The organism is Qipengyuania proteolytica, assembly GCF_019711565.1.
In the GTDB taxonomy this organism is placed as follows: domain Bacteria; phylum Pseudomonadota; class Alphaproteobacteria; order Sphingomonadales; family Sphingomonadaceae; genus Qipengyuania; species Qipengyuania proteolytica.
Map to the genome: position 1 here is coordinate 763,918 of NZ_JAIGNN010000001.1, position 20,473 is coordinate 784,390.

19 protein-coding genes are annotated in these 20,473 nt (G+C 65.3%); 9 read left to right on the forward strand and 10 right to left on the reverse strand.

All coding sequences use genetic code 11. The features are described from left to right. Positions 1 to 46 precede the first annotated feature (46 nt). The 3 genes from K3172_RS03670 to K3172_RS03680 all read left to right on the forward strand — a co-directional run bounded on the left by K3172_RS03670 (position 47) and on the right by K3172_RS03680 (position 3,118). The gene (locus K3172_RS03670) at positions 47 to 1,828 is read left to right on the forward strand and encodes a bifunctional phosphopantothenoylcysteine decarboxylase/phosphopantothenate synthase (protein WP_425594699.1); all 1,782 of its coding nucleotides are present in this window, start codon (positions 47 to 49) and stop codon (positions 1,826 to 1,828) included. After that, positions 1,821 to 2,279, forward strand: coding sequence for a dUTP diphosphatase (dut, locus tag K3172_RS03675; RefSeq protein WP_425594691.1), 459 nt, complete (start codon positions 1,821 to 1,823; stop codon positions 2,277 to 2,279). Before K3172_RS03670 ends, dut begins: the two co-directional genes overlap by 8 nt. Positions 2,280 to 2,452: 173 nt before the next feature. Beyond that, entirely contained in the window at positions 2,453 to 3,118 is a 666-nt protein-coding gene (locus K3172_RS03680) for a hypothetical protein (RefSeq protein WP_221587103.1), read from the forward strand. 76 nt (positions 3,119 to 3,194) lie between these two features. Here the strand turns inward: K3172_RS03680 and K3172_RS03685 are convergent, their stop codons facing one another. The 4 genes from K3172_RS03685 to secB form a co-directional block, all read right to left on the reverse strand. Beyond that, entirely contained in the window at positions 3,195 to 3,899 is a 705-nt protein-coding gene (locus K3172_RS03685; protein ID WP_247717915.1) for a DUF4136 domain-containing protein, read from the reverse strand. Between the two features lie 166 nt (positions 3,900 to 4,065). Next, positions 4,066 to 5,082: a tryptophan--tRNA ligase gene (gene trpS, locus K3172_RS03690; protein ID WP_221587104.1), complete on the reverse strand. Its 1,017-nt coding sequence runs from the start codon at positions 5,080 to 5,082 to the stop codon at positions 4,066 to 4,068. Between the two features lie 180 nt (positions 5,083 to 5,262). Further along, positions 5,263 to 6,867 (reverse strand): murein biosynthesis integral membrane protein MurJ, encoded by a 1,605-nt coding sequence (gene murJ, locus K3172_RS03695; RefSeq protein ID WP_221587105.1) that lies wholly within the window; start codon positions 6,865 to 6,867, stop codon positions 5,263 to 5,265. Positions 6,868 to 6,895: 28 nt separating this feature from the next. After that, entirely contained in the window at positions 6,896 to 7,426 is a 531-nt protein-coding gene (gene secB, locus K3172_RS03700; protein WP_221587106.1) for a protein-export chaperone SecB, read from the reverse strand. Between the two features lie 241 nt (positions 7,427 to 7,667). Between secB and K3172_RS03705 the strand changes: the two genes are divergently transcribed. Genes K3172_RS03705 through K3172_RS03715 form a run of 3 tightly spaced genes read left to right on the forward strand, consistent with a single transcriptional unit; the run spans position 7,668 to position 10,093 of the window. After that, a complete protein-coding gene (locus tag K3172_RS03705) occupies positions 7,668 to 8,327 on the forward strand; it encodes a Tim44/TimA family putative adaptor protein (protein ID WP_221587107.1) in 660 nt (219 codons plus the stop codon). A gap of 33 nt (positions 8,328 to 8,360) precedes the next feature. After that, on the forward strand, positions 8,361 to 9,542 hold the full coding sequence (gene mltA / locus K3172_RS03710) for a murein transglycosylase A (protein ID WP_221587108.1): 1,182 nt from the start codon (positions 8,361 to 8,363) through the stop codon (positions 9,540 to 9,542). Beyond that, positions 9,539 to 10,093: a Smr/MutS family protein gene (locus K3172_RS03715; RefSeq protein WP_221587109.1), complete on the forward strand. Its 555-nt coding sequence runs from the start codon at positions 9,539 to 9,541 to the stop codon at positions 10,091 to 10,093. Before mltA ends, K3172_RS03715 begins: the two co-directional genes overlap by 4 nt. Here the strand turns inward: K3172_RS03715 and K3172_RS03720 are convergent. From K3172_RS03720 to aroC, 6 genes are all read right to left on the reverse strand, one after another. Beyond that, positions 10,077 to 10,691, reverse strand: a complete 615-nt coding sequence (locus tag K3172_RS03720; protein WP_221587110.1) for a Pr6Pr family membrane protein — start codon at positions 10,689 to 10,691, stop codon at positions 10,077 to 10,079. The two genes, K3172_RS03715 and K3172_RS03720, sit on opposite strands and share 17 nt — an antisense overlap. 45 nt (positions 10,692 to 10,736) lie before the next feature. Then, positions 10,737 to 12,320 (reverse strand): catalase, encoded by a 1,584-nt coding sequence (locus K3172_RS03725; protein ID WP_221588995.1) that lies wholly within the window; start codon positions 12,318 to 12,320, stop codon positions 10,737 to 10,739. A 342-nt stretch (positions 12,321 to 12,662) separates the two neighbouring features. Next, a complete protein-coding gene (gene katG / locus K3172_RS03730) occupies positions 12,663 to 14,879 on the reverse strand; it encodes a catalase/peroxidase HPI (protein ID WP_221587111.1) in 2,217 nt (738 codons plus the stop codon). Between the two features lie 204 nt (positions 14,880 to 15,083). Continuing rightward, a complete protein-coding gene (gene ahpF / locus K3172_RS03735) occupies positions 15,084 to 16,673 on the reverse strand; it encodes an alkyl hydroperoxide reductase subunit F (protein ID WP_221587112.1) in 1,590 nt (529 codons plus the stop codon). 156 nt (positions 16,674 to 16,829) lie between these two features. Continuing rightward, the gene (ahpC, locus tag K3172_RS03740) at positions 16,830 to 17,396 is read right to left on the reverse strand and encodes an alkyl hydroperoxide reductase subunit C (protein ID WP_221587113.1); all 567 of its coding nucleotides are present in this window, start codon (positions 17,394 to 17,396) and stop codon (positions 16,830 to 16,832) included. A gap of 351 nt (positions 17,397 to 17,747) precedes the next feature. Beyond that, complete coding sequence (gene aroC, locus K3172_RS03745; protein WP_221587114.1) at positions 17,748 to 18,815, reverse strand: chorismate synthase; 1,068 nt, start codon at positions 18,813 to 18,815, stop codon at positions 17,748 to 17,750. Between the two features lie 80 nt (positions 18,816 to 18,895). Here aroC and ruvA point away from each other — a divergent pair, with 80 nt between their 5' ends. From ruvA to K3172_RS03760, 3 genes are read left to right on the forward strand one after another with little or no spacing between them, the layout of a single operon-like run. Further along, positions 18,896 to 19,501: a Holliday junction branch migration protein RuvA gene (gene ruvA / locus K3172_RS03750; RefSeq protein WP_221587115.1), complete on the forward strand. Its 606-nt coding sequence runs from the start codon at positions 18,896 to 18,898 to the stop codon at positions 19,499 to 19,501. Then, entirely contained in the window at positions 19,498 to 19,962 is a 465-nt protein-coding gene (locus tag K3172_RS03755) for a hypothetical protein (RefSeq protein ID WP_221587116.1), read from the forward strand. The genes ruvA and K3172_RS03755 overlap by 4 nt, the downstream gene beginning before the upstream one ends. Positions 19,963 to 19,990: 28 nt before the next feature. After that, on the forward strand, positions 19,991 to 20,473 hold the full coding sequence (locus K3172_RS03760) for a DsrE family protein (protein WP_221587117.1): 483 nt from the start codon (positions 19,991 to 19,993) through the stop codon (positions 20,471 to 20,473).

Consider the following 20,473-nt stretch of genomic DNA (forward strand, 5'->3'; position numbering starts at 1 on the left):
CATGGAGAACGGGGGGCGCTAGCAAGCGCTTGATGACACGATGGGAATGCACTCGCCGATCCGCGTGGAGCCACGCGCGAAGCACGAAAACGAACGGGAAACGGGCGTGACAGGCCCGCGCATCCTGCTCGTCATCGGTGGCGGTATCGCCGCCTACAAGTCGTGCGAACTGGTTCGCATGATCCGCAAGGCGGGGGGTTCTGTCACCTGCGTGCTGACCGAAGGCGGCCAGCAGTTCGTCACCCCGATGGCGCTCGCTGCGCTGAGCGAGAACAAGGTCTACACGTCGCTGTTCGATCTCAAGGACGAGGTCGAGATGGGCCATATCCAGCTCAGCCGGGAGGCCGACCTCGTGGTCGTGTGCCCGGCGACGGCCGACCTGCTCGCCAAGATGGCAGCGGGGATTGCGGACGACCTCGCCACCACTCTGATCCTCGCGACCGACAAGCCTGTGCTGACCGTTCCCGCGATGAATGTGAAGATGTGGGAGCATTCGGCGACCCAGCGCAATGCGGACTGGCTGCGCCAGGCCGGCGTGAAGGTGATGGATCCGGACGAAGGCCCGATGGCCTGCGGCGAATTCGGTCCCGGTCGCCTGCCTGAGCCGGCGGCGATCCTCGCTCGCATTGCCGAGGAACTCGATCTCGACATCGAGGTGCCCGAACTGCCCGCACCCGCCGCTGCGCAGCTGGCGGCGCCGCAGCCGGCGCAGGACGAGGTCGAGGATGAGGCCGCCTCGCTCGTAGAAGCGCTCGAACCCGAGGACGAGGAAGAGGTCGTCAAGAGCGGCGGCGGGCTGGGCGGCCTGCTGTCGATGATCATCCCGCGCAGCACCCAGCGCCGCAGCCACGCGGAAATCGAGGCCGAGCTGGAGGCCCTGCCCGAAGACGACGAGCTGCTCGACGCCGAGGACTTCATCGAGGAGGAGGTGCCCGAAATCGATCCGGTCGATGCCGGTCCGCTGCTCGCGACCAAGGGCAAGGCCGCATCCGCGCCGCCGACCGATCCCGAGGCGATCAATCACGAGGTCGCGCGCAAGGGCGCAATGGCCAAGCCGCAGCCGATTGCCGGGGACCGCCAGACGATCTCGGTCGCCTTCGCCGATTCTCCGCTAGCCGGGCAGATGGAATTCGATCCCGATCCCGAACACCGCCCGCTCTACGGCAGGCATGTGCTTGTCACGGCCGGCCCGACGCGCGAGCCGATCGACCCGGTGCGCTACATCGCCAACCGTTCGAGCGGGAAGCAGGGCTTCGCGATCGCCGCGATGGCCGCTGCCGCCGGGGCGCGGGTGACGCTGATTGCCGGCCCGGTGCACCTGCCGACCCCGGTGGGGGTCGACCGGATCGACGTCGAAACCGCCGAGGACATGGCCGAGGAAGTGCGCAACGCGCTGCCCGCGGATGCCGCCTTCATGGTGGCAGCCGTCTCCGACTGGAAGAGCCGCAGCATTGCCGCCGAAAAGATGAAGAAGCGCGGCAGTGCGCCGCCCGCGCTGATCCTGGCCGAGAATCCCGATATCCTCGCCAACACGGCCGCGGGCAAGAAACGCCCGGCGCTGCTGGTCGGCTTCGCCGCCGAGACCGAGAACGTTGTCGAAAACGCCAAGTCCAAGCGCAAGCGCAAGGGCGCCGACTGGATCATCGCCAACAATGTGGCCTGGTCCGAAGGCGAAAGCGTCATGGGCGGCGACATGAACCAAGTGCATGTGGTCACGTCGAACGGCGTCGAAAGCCTGCCGGAAATGCCCAAGGAAGAAGTCGCGCGCGAACTCGTGCGCATGGCAGCCGAAGCGCTCAATGGGGGCGGGAAGGATGCGGATGACTGATCGTGTCGGGGTGCAGATCAAGCGGCTGCCCCATGGCCATGGTCTCGACCTGCCCGCCTACGCCACCAGCGGCGCGGCAGGGATGGACGTTGTCTCCGCCGAGGCGGTGACCTTGCGCGTCGGCCAGCGGCACGCCGTGGCGACGGGCCTCGCGGTGGCGATCCCGGACGGTTACGAAATCCAGGTCCGCCCGCGGTCCGGCCTAGCGCTCAAGCACGGCATCACCGTGCCCAACACGCCCGGCACGATCGACAGCGACTATCGCGGTGAATTGAAGGTCATCATGATCAACCACGGAGCGGACGATTTCGCGATTGCCCGCGGCGACCGCATCGCGCAGCTGGTGCTGGCACCGGTTACGCAGGCCGAATGGGAGGTGGTCGAACAGCTTGACGAAACCGCCCGCGGCGCGGGCGGATTCGGTTCCACCGGCGGACATAAAAAACTCTAAAAATCAATACTTTACATTAGCGAAAGCCGTGGCAAAGGCGCGTTTGGGCAGATCGCCTGAGTGCCTTGTTGCAGGGAGAGTCGCGAATGAAATCCGGTTACGCTGGGATGGCACTGGTTGCCATGCTTACTTTGGTGTCTTGCGGTGGGGAAGACGCACCCCCGGCCCCGCCGGTGGAAACTCCCACGCCTCCACCCACGCCGCCCGTCGTGGTCACCGATATCGATTTTGCGACCCAGGCCGCGCTCTGGAGCAGCGACTATGCCGACTATTCGCCCGGCATGGAAAGCGGTATCGCCTTCGAAAGCGGGCTGCGTGATCTTCCGGCGCCCCTCACCGGCAAGGGCCTGCTGCTGGGCGGTCGCAATGCGTCGGACGATCTGCTGATGTATGCGTTCAGCGCGTACCAGGGCTTCGCACCCGACACAGACTACAAGGTCAAGGCCACCGTCACGATTGCCACCAATGCGCCCGACAGCTGCTTCGGAGCAGGCGGGCCGCCGTCCGCCCTGTGGCTGCGGGCGGGCGCCGCCCCGCGTGCACCGGCCAAAGCCTATGACCCCGCCTTGCAGCTGGTGCGGGTCAATGTCGACAAAGGCGAACAGGCCGGAGACGGGACCGAAGCGGTCGTGCTGGGAGACATCGGCACGCCCGATGCAGGCGACTGCCTGTCCCCGACCTATGCGATCAAGGTCCTGCCGGAACGCAGCGATGCGCCGGTGATCCGTTCCACCGCGGACGGCCGGCTGTGGCTGTTCCTCGGGACCGAGAGCGGTTTCGAGGCGCGCTCGGAATATTACCTCCTCAGCGCGCGCTTCACCTTCGAACCGCAGCCCTGAGCGGCCACTACCGAAGAGGGCGGCCTCCGCAAGGAAGCCGCCCTCTCGGTCAAACGCGATTGACGGGTGATCGGGATCAGTCGATCCGGCGGACCGTCTTCTTTTCCGGTGCGATCGAGATACGCACCGTCTCGCCCGAATTGCCGGGGAATTCGGTGAACATCGCCTCGACCAAATTGGGCACGAGATACTGCAACCGGTTCGAGGTCGACATGGCCTGCGCCTTGCCTTCGAACAGCCGCTCGCCGGTAGTTGCACGGTCGATCTTCATGTCGATGCCGCTGGTATAGACGGTGTAGCTGGTCACTTCCGGGCCGCCGAACCACGGGTCGTAGAAGCCGTAGCCCCAGCGCGAGCCGATGTAGCGCGGGCGGTAAAAGCCGCCGAAGCGCGAGCGGTAGAAGGGCCGGTGATAGCCATACCACGGATCGTAGAACGGATCGGAAAAGCCGGTGGTGCGCACGCGTTCGCGGCCGTTGTCGACACCGTAGTCGAACCGCACCAGCAGGCTCGCCGCGTCGGCCGAAGCCGCTTCGGCATAGCCGAGGCGCTGCATCTGCTCTTCCACGAGATCGGCATATTGCGAGAATTCGAGACCGCCCGCGAGCGCCGGATCGTCGGCGACGACGTAGAAGGTCTCCCCGGTCGGTGCCGGCAGCTGCGTCTGGAAGCGCGAGACATCGGCCTTGAACGGCGTCGCACAGGCGGCGAGGCCGGCAAGGATCATCGGCACGGAGGCGAGTTTGAGAGTGCGCCCCCAACCCTTTTTCAGGTCAGTCATACTCAGTCCCTTTCGAACGGATGCGCATCGTATCACGATAACGCGGTGTTGCGCAGCCCGCCGCTTCCCCAAGGCGCACTGTCAGCGAATGTGCCGATATGTAGACGAACCGTTATGAACCCGGATTGAATGTCCGGATTCACAAATGTTGCAGTCTTTCCGCCGCTTAACGGACGAGACCGAGCGCCCGATAAGTCGCGTCGAGCGTGTCGCGACCGGCCTCGCGCGCTTGCGAGGCGCCGCGCGCGAGGATCGCGTCGAGCGCTTCCTGGTCGTCCTTCAGTTCGAGGAAGCGCGCGTTGATCGGGGCCAGCGTGTCGACCAGCAATTGGCCAAGCGCGGGTTTAAACGCACCGAAGCCCTGTCCGCCGAATTCGCCCAGCACCCGCTCCACGCTCTTGCCGGCAATGGCGGCGTAGATCCCCACGAGGTTCTGCGCCTCGGCCCGGCCTTCCAGTTCCTTTTCGTTGTCCGGCAGGGGCTCGGGGTCGGTCTTGGCCTTCTTGACCTTCTTGATGATCGTGTCGGCATCGTCGGTCAGGCTGATCCGGCTCATGTCGGACGGATCGGACTTGGACATCTTGGCAGTCCCGTCGCGCAGGCTCATGATCCGCGCCGCGGCGGGCGGGATGTAGGGCTCGGGCAGGGTGAAAAGGGGCGCATCATCGGTGCAGAAGTCGTTGTTGAACTTCTGCGCGATGTCGCGGGCGAGCTCGAGGTGCTGCTTCTGGTCCTCGCCCACCGGCACGTGGGTCGCCTGGTAGAGCAGCACGTCGGCGGCCTGCAGCACCGGGTAGGTGAACAGCGCGACCGACTGGCCTTCGCGGTTCTTGCCCGCCTTGTCCTTCCACTGCGTCATGCGGTTCAGCCAGCCCATCCGGGCGGTGCCGTTAAGCAGCCATTGCAGCTCGGCATGGGCGGGGACCTGCGCCTGGTTGAACAGCACGGTCTTCGCCGGATCGACCCCGCAGGCGACCAGCGTGGCGACCATTTCGCGCGTGTTGCGCGTCAATTCGGCCGGGTCATGCGGTTGCGAGATCGCGTGGAGGTCGGCGAGGAAAATGAAGCATTCGCCGCCGGCGGCATGCGCCTCGTCCTGCAGCTTCACGTAGTTGACGATCGCGCCGAGGTAGTTGCCGAGATGCGGCTTTCCGGTGGGCTGGATGCCCGAAACGACTCTCATGGGAAGACTCACTTGTAGACTGGATGGGGCTGGCCGATGCGCCAGCCGGATTGGGGCTCTTTAGTTCAAGAGTTTCCAAGCCATCGCCAGGCCGCCCGCCCGCGCAGCATGAAGCGCGCCGGGGCCGAACGGGTCGAGAGGAGCGTGTCAGTCATCGCGCGCGGGCATAGCACAGGCATGTCAATCGGCAAGGTCGCCCGCTTCGGCAGAGGCCGGCGCGGGCGTGCGGCGGGTCAGGGCGGCAATGCGCTGCCGGTCGACTGCGCCGACCGCGAAGGCGACGCCGAAATAGACGATCGCCGAACAGGTGACGAGCGCAAGCAGGGCGCCGACCCGGGCGAAGAGTCCGGCGGCATACCAGCCGGTCAACAGATCGCGTGCGAACCACAAGGCGAGGCCCATTGCGGCCGCTGCGACCAGCTGGCGCAGGATGCGGCCCACGAGAGCAAGGGGGACTGCGTAATAGCCGCGTCGCGCGAGCACGATGCAGAGATAGATCACATTGATCCAGGCCCCCACGACGCTGGCGAGCGCGATCCCCGCGACCCCGTAATCGGTCACCACGACGAAGTTCATCGCGACGAAAACCGCCAGCGAAATGAAGGCCGCATAGACCGGAGTACGCGTATCCGATCGCGCGTAGAAATTGGGCACCAGCACCTTGACCAGTACATAGGCCGGCAGGCCCAGAACCAGGATGGCGAGCACCTGGCCGGTAAGTTCGGCTTGCTCCAGACTGAAGCGACCGCCCTGGAACAGCATCGTGATGAAGGGCACGGCGCAGATCGCCATGGCCACCGCCGCCGGAATGGTCAGCAGCATGGCAAGCTCGATCGCATCGGACTGGATGCGATCGGCCCCTTCCTTGTTGTTGCTGCCGACGAAGCGCGACAGCGTGGGGAGGATCGCGGTCGAGAGCGCGATGCCGATGATGCCCAGCGGCAGCTGGTTCAACCGGTCGGCATAATTCATGTAGCTGATCGACCCGCTGTCGAGCTGGTTGAGAAAGTAGAGCTGGACGAGCGTGTTGATCTGGTAGGCCCCGCCGCCGATCGCCGCGGGCAACGCGATGATCGACAGGCGTTTCACCTCGGGCGTGATGCGCGGCCACAGGAGCCGGGGACGAAAGCCTTCCACCCGCGTCCATATGTATAGCCAGGCAAGCTGCACCGTACCCCCGATCGTCACCGCCCATGCCTGACCATACCCGACCTGCTCGATCGTCCAGCCCCTGTTCGACATGGCGTATTCGCCGAGCAGCAGGCTGGTGATGAGGATGAGGTTGAGAATGATCGGGAAGCTCGCCCCGGGCGCGAAGCGGCTGACCGAGTTGAGCATGCCGGTGAACAGCGTGACCAGGCTGACCAGCAGAATGTACGGGAACATGATCCGCGCGAAGTCGACTTCCATCGCGAAGGTCGCCGGATCTCCGCCCCCGTCGCCGAGCGCCATGATGACCCACGGCATCGCCAGCATCATGAGGGCGCAGAGCAGGATGAGCACGGGCAGGAAGACGCTCAGCACATCGTCGGAGAAGCTGCGCGCGCTGTCGATCCCCCCCTCACCGTGCAGGCGTTTGGAGAACATCGGCACGAAAGCTGCCGAAAACGCGCCTTCCGCGAAGAGGCGGCGAAAGACGTTGGGGATGATGAATGCCTGGAACCAGGCGTCGGTGACGGCATTCGCGCCGAGGACGCGCGAGAAGATCATCTCGCGCGCCATCCCGGCGATACGGCTGACCATCGTCAGCCCGCCGATCGTCCCGACGTGTCTGAGCAGGCTCATCGCCGCCCGCCTGCCGGACTATCCGCCCTCAAGCCTCGCCGGTCGGGGCAGGCACACCTTCGCCCTGCTGCGCGGCGCGCTGGGCGATCTGCTGCTGGTAGATGCCGCCGAAGTCGATCGGGTCGAGCACCAGCGGCGGGAAACCGGCATCGCGCACGGCATCGGCAATGACGCGGCGGGCGAAGGGGAACAGCAGGCGCGGCGCTTCGGCGAACATGAACGCGTGCGCATGTTCGTCGGGCAGGTTGCGGATGCCGATCAGGCCGCAATATTCCAGATCGACCAGATAGAGGTTGCCCTTGCTCGTCTTGGCCGTGGCGGTGACCTTGAGAACCACCTCGTGCACGTCGTCACCGGCGGCTTCGGCGCCGATGTTGAACTGCACGTCCAGCTGCGGCTGCTCGTTCCACTGGAAACAGGCCGGGGCGTTGGGGTTCTCGACCGAAAGGTCCTTCACATATTGCGAGATCACGCCGACCGCAGGCTGGTTGTCCAGGCCGTTGGCGCCGGCGGCGGGATCGGGGTTCAGGTCGGTGAGGATGTCGCCTTCGTCGGCCATGGTATCGGTCTTTCAAGTCTGGTTCGAAACTGCCCGGACATGGCGCGGGGGCCGCATCCCGGGTGTGTCGCGCGCGCCTAGCACCTGCTGCGCGCGCTAGCAATGCACGACCCGTCCGCCGCGCGACCGATTTCGCGCGCCATTTATCGAGGGAACATTGCCGGTTTGTAATTCTTACCTATCTAGGGCAGGTAAGCGACATGCGCGCCTGCACACCCAAGGGACTAGCGGAAACGAACTTGTGATTACCGAAATCGTCATCCTCGCCATGATCGCGGCCTTCCTCGGCCTGCGTCTCTATTCGGTGCTCGGTCGCCGATCGGAGCATGAGGAAGAGGTGATCCCGCATCGCTTCGAACGCAGCGATACGCCGCCCGCCGCTCCCGAAGCCGAAGCGCCGCGCGCCGTGCGCCCGCCGATTGCCCTGCGCGCCGGCGACAATCGCGTGCCTGCCAATGAAGCGGGCATTCGCGCCATCGCGGCTGCCGACCCGCAGTTCGACCTGCTCGGCTTCCTCGACGGGGCCAAGGGCGCCTATGCGATGGTCCTCGAAGCCTTCTGGAAGGGCGACAAGGAAACCCTGCGCGAACTGACCGACGACGACGTCTACGAAGGCTTCAGCGCCGCGATCGATGCGCGCGAGGATGCGGGCGAGACGCTCGACAACCGCCTGATCCGGATCGAGGACGCAACCGTCCGCAGCGCCGAGCTCGATGGCCGCACCGCGCGGATCGCCGTGCTGTTCGTCGCCGATATCGCCGCCGTCACGCGAGACAAGGACGGGACCGTCGTCGCCGGGTCGCTCGACGATGCGATCGAGAGCCGTGACGTCTGGACCTTCTCGCGCAATGTCGATGCGCGCGATCCGGCCTGGGTACTCGACGAGACCGACCAGGGCTGATCGCCCGTCAACCAGCATAAGGGGAGTGGTTTGATGCGCAGCTGGCTTCTGCTTGCGGCGATGACCATGCTGTCGGCCTGCGTCAGTGTCGTACCCGAAAGCCGCCCTCCGGTCGCCCCGACGGCCCCCAATGTGGTGACGAGTGCGGCGCTCGCCGGGCTGCAGCGCGGGCCCGATATCGCCGGGCTCGGCTTCTCCTCTGCCGATGCCGGCGGTGCGCTCGCTTCCTTCCGCGAATCCTGTCCCAAGCTGCTCGCCCGGACGGACCAGAGCGGGCTGACCCAGCGCGACGACTGGCGTCCCGCGTGCGAAGCGGCAGCCGGTTGGCCGCTCGGCGATGCCAGGCGCTTCTTCGCAACCTATTTCGAACCGGTGCGGGTCGGCGACGGCGCAGCTTTCGCTACTGGCTATTTCGAGCCCGAAATCCGCGGCAGCCGCACCCGCCAGCCCGGCTATGACGTGCCGGTCTACAAGATGCCCCCCGAACTCGTGCGCGCCTGGCCCGACGACATGCCCGAAAGCGAGCGCACCGGCCGCCCGCCGCTCGGTCGATATGATGCGAGCGGCAAGTTCGTGCCCTTCTACGAACGCGCCGAGATCGTCGCGGGCGCGCTCGCCAATCGGGGGCTGGAAATCGCGTGGGCGGCCGATCCGGTCGAGTTCTTCTTCCTCCAGATCCAAGGCTCGGGCCTGCTGCGCCTGCCCGACGGATCGCTGATGCGGATCGGCTATGCGGGGCAGAACGGCCGCGAATATGTCGGTATCGGTGGCGTCATGCGCGAACGCGGCCTGCTGGGCGAAGGGCCGGGCAAATATGCCGGTTCGATGCAGGGCATCATGCAGTACATCCGCGACAACCCCGCCGAGGGGGAGGCGCTGATGAACCTCAACAAGAGCTGGATCTTCTTTCGCGAGCTGACCACCGACGGTCCGCTCGGCGCGCTGGAGATACCGGTGCGGCGCGAAGCCTCGGTGGCGGTCGATCCGAATTTCGTGCCGCTGGGCGCGCCGGTCTTCCTCGACCTCGACCGCAACGAGGCGGACGGGTTGTGGATCGCGCAGGACACCGGCGGAGCGATCAAGGGGGCGAACCGCTTCGACACTTTCTGGGGCAATGGTGAGGACGCGCGCCGCATCGCTGGCGGCATGAGCGGGCGCGGGTCTGCCGTGCTGCTGCTGCCGCGCGGCTCGCTCGCCCGCCTCGAGCAGCGATGAGCGCCCCGCGGGGCCTGAGCGAGGAAGAGGTCGCAGCCTGGGACAAGCTCGCCGCGACGGTCACGCCGCTGCATCCGGTGCGCGCGGTGCGTCAACCGCTGCCGGCGCTGGGCGGGGCGAAGCCCGCGAAACCCGATCCGGTCCGCCGCAAGGCGCCTGCCGCGATCCGTCAGCCCGCCCGGCCAGCGCCGTCCCCGCCGCCCCCGCAGGGTCTCGATTCGCATTGGGACCGGCGACTCAAGGCGGGGTCGATCCAGCCCGACCTCACGCTCGACCTGCACGGCCATAATCTTGACATGGCCTACGACCGGCTGATGGGCGGGGTGGCGCAGGCCCGCGCGCTCGGCATGCGCACGATCCTCCTGGTGACCGGCAAGCCGCGCCCGGTCGAGGCGGCCGATCGCATGGGCGCGCGCGGGGCGATCCGCGCCAAGGTGCTCGACTGGCTCGCCGCCTCCAGCCACCATTCGGCCATCGCCGCCGTACGCCGCGCGGACCAGCGCCATGGCGGCGACGGCGCGCTCTATATCGTCCTCAAGCGCGAGCGTTGAGGGCGCGTTTCACGGTCAGCAGGACTGCTCCGACCAGGGCGAACAGCACTGCCAAGCCGATGATGTTCACGGCGATCTGACCCCAACCGAGCGTTCCGGCGTCGAGAAAGAAATAGGCGTAGAAACCGCTCGCCGCGCCATAGGCGAGCGCGAAGATCGCATAGGCCACCGGCGCGATCATCACCACGCCGACAGAGCGCATGAAAGCCGGGCTGCGTTCGGCGAAAGCCACCCACCACGCTATCGTCGCCAACGGCACCAGCGTGTGGTGGAACTGGTTGGTCACGCGGTCGAGACCTTTCGGGTGATGATCGCCCGCCAGCAGCAGCCAGTAGACGAGCGCCACGATGGCCAGCGCGCTCGCCAGCGCATGGAGGATTTCGGCCGCGACCTTCCGGCCGATCGCGATCCAGCCCATGATCAGTCCGGCTGCCAGATTGCTCCAGATCGTGAAAAAGCGCAGCAGCAGCCCCGCTGCGACAATGGGCGAACCATCGCGATCAAGGTTCAGCGCGGTCTGCAAGGCGAGCGCGCCGAGGGCGGCCACGGCGATGATGGCGGCTACCGGACGGGCGAGGGGCGACGACGGGGTGTCCATCGCCGCCCCTTACCTTGCCGCACGCGACAGTCCAGTACCCTCCGCCTATTCGGCGGGTTCGGCCTCGCGGGCCTTGTCCTCAACGCCCATCGGTCCGATGGTCGCTTGGTCGGTGGTCGACTTGGCCGAGCCGAGCCCCGGTGCGGTCGACTCGCCGCCGATCATCTCGCGCACCTTGTCCTCGATCCTCTGGCCGATCGTCTCGTCGACGTTCTTCCAGTATTCGAAGGCGCGCTGGAGCACCTTTTCACTGACGCCATCGGCCAGGTGGCCGGCGACGTTGCCGACGAAACGGTCGCGCTGCGCGTCGTCCATCACTTCGGTGACCAAGGCGCGGGCCTGGCTCCAGTCGTCATCGTCCTCGCGCAGGGTGTAGGCCTGGCGGACCATGTCGCCATCGGCCATCCATGTGGCCTCGCCCCCGACCTGCGGCTGCGCGGCGGGACCGCCGTAGGAATTGGGCGCATAGACCGGATCCACGGCGTTCTTCACCCGCATGGCGCCCGCGCGCGAATAGGAATTGACCTGGTCGGCGTTCTTCGGCGCGTTGACCGGGATTTGCTTGTAATTGACCCCCAGCCGGTGGCGATGCGCGTCGGCATAGGAAAAACCGCGCGCCAGCAGCATCTTGTCGGGCGACAGGCCGATGCCTGGAACCATGTTGTTGGGCTCAAACGCCAGCTGTTCGATCTGCGTGTCCCAGTCGACCGGGTTTTCATTCAGCACCAGCTTGCCCACCTCGATCAGCGGGTAATCGGCATGCGGCCAGGTCTTGGTGAGGTCGAACGGGTTGATGCGATAGGTCTTCGCATCGTCATAGGGCATGATCTGCCACTTGAGCGTCCAGCTCGGGTAATCCCCCTTGTGGATCGCGTCGAACAGGTCGCGCCGATGATAATCGCTGTCTTCGCCCGCCTTCTTCACGGCCTCGTCCTGCGTCAGATGCGCGTTTCCGCTCATCTCGCCGACGTCGGTCATGAAGTGGAACTTGACCCAGAACTTCTCGCCCTCTTCGTTGATGAGCATGTAGGTGTGGCTGCCATAGCCGTTCATCTCGCGCCAGTTCTTCGGCACGCCGCGATCGCCCATCAGATAAGTGACCTGGTGCGCACTTTCGGGGCTCAGCGTCCAGAAGTCCCACATCATGTCGTGGTCGCGCAGACCGTTATCGGCGCGGCGCTTCTGGCTGCGGATGAAGTGCTGGAACTTCAGCGGATCACGGATGAAGAAGATCGGCGTGTTGTTGCCCACCATGTCGAAATTGCCGTCTTCGGTGTAGAACTTGACCGAGAAGCCGCGTGGGTCGCGCCAGGTATCCGGGCTGCCGCGTTCACCGGCTACGGTCGAGAAGCGCATCGCCGTGTCGGTCTTCACGCCCTTCTGGAACAGCTTGGCCTTGGTGTATTGCGACACGTCATGGGTGGTTTCGAAGTAGCCGAACGCACCGGACCCCTTCGCGTGCGGCTGGCGCTCGGGAATACGCTCCCGGTTGAAGTTCGCCATCTGCTCGATGAGGTAGTGATCGTTGAGGACGATCGGTCCATCGCGGCCAACGGTCAGCGAATGCTCGTCGCTCTGTACCGGGATACCGGCATCGGTGGTGGTGGGGGGAATCGTATGGTCGGCCATCATGCAGCCCTTTCTTGGGGTGAGTACTCGGCCAACGGTCGAACGGCTCGCAGCGTTCCTCATCCCGCCGCGAGAATCAGCCTGCGAATCGCTTCCATGGCACCTGGCTTCGCTGACGGACGAAAAAAGCCCCCGGCTTTTGGCCGGGGGCTCTCGGTGGACGACCAGCCAGGCCGTCTGAAGTGAAACATTGGGCTCAAATATAACAAATGTCAAAGCGTTCCGCAGTTGCGATGAGCCGTTTGATGGCTCACGTCCCGAAACGGGAAACCCCCGGCCTCGCGACCGGGGGTCCCTTGCGACCCGGACGGCTCTTATCGCCCCCGGGCAAGTGCGCAGCATTCAGCCGTGGTATTTGGCGTAGCTGAGATCGAAGCGATCGGCGTCCATGACCTTGGTCCAAGCCTTGACGAAGTCGCGCACGAACTTCTCCTCGTTGCCGTTCTCGGCATAGACTTCCGCCACCGCACGCAGGCGCGAATTGGAGCCGAACACGAGATCGGTACGCGTGGCGCGCCACAGGTCCTTGCCGGTCTTGCGGCAGGTGCCGACGAATTCCTCGTCGCCGCTTTCGTCCACGACTTCCCAGATCACGCCCATGCCGAGCAGGTTCACGAAGAAACTGTTGTTGAGCTTGCCCGGCGTTTCGGTGAGCACACCCATCTTGTGACCATGTGTGGTATGCTTGGTGACGGCGCCCAGCGCACGCAGCCCGCCGACCAGCACGGTCATCTCGGGGATCGAAAGGCCGAGCAGGTGCGCACGGTCGATCAGCATGTCCTCCGTCTTCACTGAGGCCTTGGTCTTGAGATAGTTGCGGAAACCGTCGGCAAACGGCTCCAGCGGTTCCCAGCTCTCGGCGTCGAACTGCTCGCGCGTCGCATCGCCGCGGCCCGTGGTGACAGGGACGGAGACATCGAAGCCCGCATCCCTAGCGGCCTTTTCGACCGCGGCCGAACCGGCGATGACGATGGCATCGGCCATAGACATCGAACCGCGCAGTTCGTCGAGCTTGGCCAGCACCTTGCCCAGTTCCTCTGGATCGTTGACCTTCCAGTTCCTGATTTCGTCGAAGCGGATGTGCGCGCCGTTGGCACCGCCGCGATGGTCGGAATTGCGATAGGTCGAGGCCGAAGCCCAGGCTGCCTTGACCAGCTCGGCCACGGTCAGGCCGCTATCGAGTACCTTTGCCTTGAAGGCCGCCACATAGCTGTCCGAAACCTGCGTGCCGGCGGGTACGGGGTCCTGCCAGATCAGGTCTTCGGCCGGGACTTCCGGGCCGAGGTAACGGACCTTGGGGCCCATGTCGCGGTGGCACAGCTTGAACCATGCGCGGGCGAAGGCATCGTCGAGCGCCGCCTGGTCGTCGCGGAAGCGTTCGGAGATCTTGCGATAGTCCGGGTCCCGCTTCAGCGCCATATCGGCCGTGGTCATCATGGTCGGGACCTTCTTGTTCGGGTCCCGCGCGTCGGGTGCCATGTCTTCCGGATCGGGATTGATCGGCTGCCACTGGTTCGCGCCTGCCGGGCTCTGGACGAGCTCGTAATCGTATTTGAACAGCAGGCGGAAGTAGTCGCCACCCCACTGGGTCGGGTTGGGCGTCCAGGCGCCCTCAATGCCGGAGGTGGTGATGTGACCCTTGCCGATTTCATCGGGGTCGGTCAGCCAGCCGAAGCCCATGCGGTGCAGGGTTTCGCCTTCGGGCGCGCCCGAGAACGTGTCGGACGGCTTGGCACCGTGGGCCTTGCCGAAGGCGTGGCCACCGGCGGTCAGCGCCACCGTTTCCTCGTCGTTCATGGCCATGCGCGCGAAGGTTTCCTTCATGTCGCGCGCCATGCCTTCCCAGTCGTGCGGATTGCCGCCCGGACCTTCGGGATTGACGTAGATGAGGCCCATCTGGATCGCCGCGAGCGGATTTTCGAGCGCCTTGCCTTCATCGGGAAGGATGCGCGTCTTCGCACCGGTGTCGACCCATTCCTCTTCCGTGCCCCAGTAGACGGTTTCCGGATCGAACACGTCCTTGCGGCCGCCGCCGAAGCCGAACACCGGGCCACCCATCGACTCGATCGCGACATTGCCGGTAAGGATGAAAAGGTCCGCCCAGCTGATGTGCTTGCCGTATTTCTGCTTGATCGGCCACAGCAGGCGGCGGGCCTTGTCGAGGTTGCCGTTGTCCGGCCAGCTGTTGAGCGGAGCGAAGCGCTGCTGACCGCTGCCGCCGCCGCCGCGGCCGTCGCCGGTGCGATAGGTGCCCGCCGCGTGCCACGCCATGCGGATGAAGAAGGGGCCGTAGTGACCGTAGTCCGCCGGCCACCATTCCTGGCTGTCGGTCATCAGTGCGGTCAGGTCCGCCTTGAGCGCATTGTAGTCGAGCGCGTTGAAGGCCTCGCAATAGTCGAAATCCTCGCCCATCGGGTCGGCCGCGCGGCCGCCTTCGGTCAGGATTTCGAGGTCGAGCTGGTCGGGCCACCAGTCGCGGTTGGTGCGGCCGAACAGCGCGCGGGTGCCGGCATCGCCGTGGAAGGGACAACCGCTCATTTCGCCGGTTTTAGCGTCCATGAAATCTCTCTCCTCTCGTGAGACTCGGGGGGGAATGTTCGAGTTACCGGGGGAGGATGGCGGTTTGGCGAAAATGCGTCCAATCGATTAATCGGTTATGATTGATTGTCTGATCCGATTTCTCGGCAGGGAGTGCCTCACCTGCGAAAAGCGCCGCCATCCGCTTTGGATGACGGCGCTTTTTACGGTCGAGAGGTGACTGCGTCAGGCGGCCTGCGCAATGTCATCGACCGCTTCGTTGCGGATCAGGTAGTCGAAGGCGGAGAGGCCGGCTTTCGAGCCCTCGCCCATGGCGACCACGATCTGCTTGTAGGGCACGTCGGTCACGTCGCCCGCGCCGAAGACGCCGGGCAGGTTGGTGCGGCCTTCCTCATCGGTCACGACTTCGCCGAACTTCGTCAGTTCGAGGCCGGACCCCTGCAGCCATTCGGTGTTGGGCACGAGGCCGATCTGCACGAACACGCCTTCCAACTCGATACGGCGCTCGGTGCCGGACTTGCGGTCCTTGAGCACCAGACCGTCGACCTTGCCGTCCTTGCCGGTGATCTCGGTCGTCTGGCCGCTGGTGACGATTTCGACATTGCTCATGGAGCGCAGCTTGGCCTGCAGCACTTCGTCCGCGCGCAGATTGTCGTCATACTCGATCAGGGTGACGTGGCCGACGATCTTGGCGAGGTCGATCGCCGCTTCGACGCCGGAATTGCCGCCGCCGATCACGGCGATGCGCTTGCCCTTGAACAGCGGGCCGTCACAGTGGGGGCAGTAGGCCACGCCCTTGTTGCGATACTCGGCCTCTCCGGGAACGCCAAGGTTGCGCCAGCGCGCGCCGGTCGCGAGGATCAGGCTGCGCGCCTTGAGGCTTGCGCCATTGCCGAGCTCGACCGTATGGAGGCCGCCCTTCTCCTTGGCCGGGACGAGCTTCACTGCCTTGGCGAGGTCCATCAGGTCGATCTCGTATTCGCCGATGTGACGCTTCAGTTCGCCCGCCAGCTTCGGGCCTTCGGTATAGGGTGTGCCGGGCAGGTTCTCGATGCCGAGCGTGTCGTGCAGCTGGCCGCCGAAGCGCTCCGCCGCGATGCCGGTGCGAAAGCCCTTGCGCGCGGTGTAGATCGCGGTTGCTGCGCCTGCGGGCCCGCCACCGATCACGAGGACTTCGAACGGCTCCTTGGCCGACAGCTTTTCTGCCGCTTTCTCCTCGCTGCCCGTGTCGAGCCGGCTGAGGATTTCGGCCAGTTCCATCTTGCCGTTGTAGAACGGCTCGCCGTTGAGCAAGGTCGCGGGCACGGCCATGATGTCGCGCGCATCGACCTCGTTCTGGTACGTACCGCCTTCGATCAGCGTCGCGGTGATGCGCGGATTTTCCAGCGCCATCAGCGTCAGCGCCTGCACCACGTCGGGGCAGTTGTGGCACGACAGTGAGAAATACATCTCGAAATTGTAGTCGCCTTCAAGCCCGCGGACCTGTTCGATCAGGTCGGCATCGACCTTCGGCGGGTGTCCGCCCGCCCACAACAGCGCGAGGACGAGGCTGGTGAATTCATGGCCCATGGGCAGGCCGGCAAAACGCACCCACTTTTCCGCATCGCTCGCGCGGCGGATCACGAAGCTGGGCTTGCGCGTGTCGGTGCCGTCGTAGCTGGCGCTGACCATGTCGTGCAGCGCGGCAATCTCTTCGAGCAGTTCGCGCGTCTGCGCGGATTTTGCATCGTCGCCGAGCGAGGCAACGAGTTCGACCGGCTCGCGCAGGTTCGCGAGATAGGTCTTGAGCTGCTGCTTCATCGTGTCGTCGAGCATGGCTGTTGTCCTCAAAAAGATGGTGACGGTCGAAAAGGTAAAAGGCCCGGGGCGGGTTGGGAGGGGGGAAGTACGGCCCCGGGCCTTCGGCGACCCGAGCGAGGCCCGGGCTTCTCGCGGGCCGTCAGGAGGAGGACGGCCCGCAAGTGGGTGGGCTTAGATCTTGCCGACGAGGTCGAGCGAGGGGGCCAGCGTTTCGCTGCCTTCTTCCCACGCAGCCGGGCAGACCTGGCCGGGGTTGGCGCGCACGTACTGGGCGGCCTTGATCTTGCGCGCGAGTTCGTTGGCATTGCGGCCCACGCCTTCGCAGGTCTGTTCCATGATCTGGATCACACCGTCCGGATCGACCACGAAGGTCGCACGGTCGGCCAGGCCGACGCCTTCGCGCAGCACGTCGAAATTGGTCGCAAGCACGTGGTTCTGGTCGCCGAGGAACGGGAACTGCAGCTTGCCAATCTTTTCCGACGTATCGTGCCATGCCTTGTGGCTGAAGTGCGTGTCGGTCGACACGGCATAGACTTCGACGTCCATCTTCTGGAGCATGTTGTACTGCTCGCCGAGGTCTTCGAGTTCGGTCGGGCAGACGAAGGTGAAGTCGGCCGGATAGAAGAAGAACACGGCCCACTTGCCGCGCACGTCGTCGTCGGTGACCTGGAAGAAGTCCTTGCCGGCCTGGAATGCGGTGGCGTTGAACGGTTTGATCTGGCTTCCGATGATACCCATGGTTGTTCTCCGTATTGGGGTGAAACTGATGGGTCTCAGATAAGAGGTGTTGCGATGCACAAAAGCGATATGTTGCGATTGCGAACATCGGAATTATCGATCAAATCGATGGAACTTTCGAAAAGCGCAACAAAGGAGTGGTTTCATTGCGCTGAGCGCAACATGGTGGCGCGATTTAGTGGCCGTCTGGCGCAGCAGGACGCCTGTAGAAGCTTCGGGACATGCCCCGATCTACCGCCGCCTTGATTGCTGCCTTCTCGGCGTCCGTAGCTCCCGTTTCCGATTGCTTGGACTTCCGGGAGCGTTCGAACAGGCTCGTCAGCCTCCGCCAGCAATGACGGGCCGCGGCAATCACCCGCACTGCGCCCGGTGGAGGAGTTTGTGATCGGCCAGCACCAGCGCCATCATCGCCTCGACCACCGGCGTGCCACGGATGCCGACGCAGGGGTCATGGCGGCCCTTGGTGCGGACCTCGGTCGCCTCGCCGTCGCTGGTCACGCTTTCGACCGGCGTGAGGATCGAGCTGGTCGGCTTGAAGGCCACGCGGCAGGTGACCGGCTGGCCGGTCGAGATGCCGCCCGCTATCCCGCCGGCATGGTTCGCCTCGAAGCGCGGGCCGTCGTTGCCGGGTCGCATCGGGTCGGCGTTCTGCTCGCCCGTCAGGCGCGCGGCGCCGAAGCCGTCGCCGATTTCGACGCCCTTCACCGCGTTGATGCTCATCATGCCCGCCGCCAGATCGCTGTCGAGCTTGGCATAGATCGGTGCGCCCCAGCCTGCGGGCACGCCGCTGGCCACGCATTCCACCACCGCGCCGAGTGAGGAACCGGCGCGTCGCGCTTCGTCGACGAGGATCTCCCAGCGCTTGGCCGCCTCGCGGTCGGGGCACCAGAAGGGGTTCTCGCCGATCGCTGCGGGATCGAAATTCGCCGGGTCGATCGCATCGCCGCCGATTTCGGCGACATAGGCGGTGATCCGCACCTCCGGGATCGCCATCCGCGCCACCGCGCCCGCCGCCACGCGCATCGCGGTCTCGCGCGCGCTCGACCGTCCGCCGCCGCGATAGTCGCGGAAGCCGTATTTCGCATCATAGGCATAGTCGGCATGGCCGGGGCGATAGGTGTTGGCGATCTCCGAATAATCCTTTGATCGCTGGTCGGTGTTCTCGATCAGCAGGCTGATCGGCGTGCCGGTGGTCCTGCCCTCGAACACGCCCGACAGGATGCGCACGAGATCGGCCTCCTGCCGCTGCGTGGTGAACTTGTTCTGCCCCGGCTTGCGCGCGTCGAGGAAGGGCTGGATGTCCGCCTCGCTCAGATGGATCCCCGGCGGGCACCCGTCCACCACCGCGCCGATCGCGGGGCCATGGCTCTCGCCCCAGGTGGTAAAGCGCAAGGTCCGTCCAAATGTGTTCCAGCTCATGGAAACGCCTCATGCCCGCAATTGTGGGCGCAAGTCCATTGCCGCTGGACCAATCTTGTCTTGTGGCCCAAGAACAAACCATGATTGCAAAGCTCAAGGGACTGCTCGACGAAACCGGCGCGGATTGGGCGGTGATCGATGTCGCGGGCGTCGGCTACCTCGTCCATTGCTCGGCCCGGACGCTCGCCGCGCTGGGCGAGGTGGGAGAGGCCTGCACGGTCTATACCGACCTCCAGGTGTCCGAGAACGACATGCGGCTGCTGGGCTTTGCCGAGGCCGCGGAGCGCGACTGGTTCCGCCTGCTCACGCAGGTGCAGGGCGTGGGCAGCAAGGTGGCGCTGGCGATCCTCTCCGCGCTCTCGACCGGCGAGCTTCAGCAGGCCTGCGCCAAGGGCGATGCGGCGATGGTCGCGCGGGCCAACGGCGTCGGGCCGAAGCTGGCGGGGCGGATCGTCAATGAGCTCAAGGACAAGGCCGGCGCCTTGCCTGGTGGCGGCAAGGCGGGCGGAGGCGTTTCGGTAACGCCCGCGGGCGCGGCGAGCGCCGATGCGGTGAGCGCGCTCGAGAACCTCGGCTTCAAGCCCGCCGTGGCGGCGCGCGCGGTCGCGGCGGCACAGGGCGAACTGGGCGAAGACGCGAGCGAGGGCGACCTCATCCGCGTGGCATTGAAAAGGGCGGCGGGATGAAAAAGGCGGTAGCTCTGGCTTTGGCGTTTGGCGGTCTTTTCGCAGCAAGTCCGGCCGTCGCTTGCGGGGAGGATCCCGTTCCGAACGCCATCGTCTTTGCCAATCCGCCATCAAGCAGGCCGGCCGGCTCGGTCCTGCTCAAGGTCGAGCAGATTCGAACAATTCCCCAATCCTATGCAGCTGTTTACCTTGTGGATGATGGCCCCGAGGCGATGGTAGGAAGGGCGTATCGGATCGCTCCGGACAATTTCTCGTCTTGTACCGGATGGGGCCGGAATAGTGGCTACGTCGCGGTCTTCACGACGCCAAGGGGCGAAGCATCTGACAAGTTTCTGGCCGCCGTGACCTACGAGCGGTCATGGAGCGACTACTTCTTCTCCTTGTTGGGCTGGGAACCATATCGGAATGCAGGAGACAGGGCGATTGAACCGCGATTGGAGATCGGTGTTGCTGAGGGTTAGAACGACCACTCTGGTTGCTGTAATTGGCATGCTGGCGATCCCCGCCAACGCGCAGGACATGAGCGTCTTCAAGACCGGCCCGGTGTTTACCGACTTCGGGCCGCATGCGCCGGTCGCGGGTATCGGTGAAGTACCCGCCGATACCGAGTTCTCGGTCGCCTTCGACGTTTCCGAAAAGGCCGAGGAAGGCAAGCGCAACCGCGGCTTCGAGAGCGCGGCGCGGTTCATCAACATGCATGTCGCGCACGGCGTGCCGGAAGAGAACATCCGCATCGCGGTGGTGGTCCACGGCAAGGCGGTGAACGACTTGCTGGCGAGCCCCGACAACGCCTCCGCCGACATGGTGCGGGCGATGCTCGACCACGGCGTGCGCTTCATCGTCTGCGGCCAGAGCGCCGCGGCCTATGGGGTCAAACAGGAGGACCTGCTGCCCGGCGTCGAAATGGCCCTCTCCGCCATGACCGCCCAAGCGCTGCTGCAACAACGCGGCTATACGGTGAACCCGTTTTGA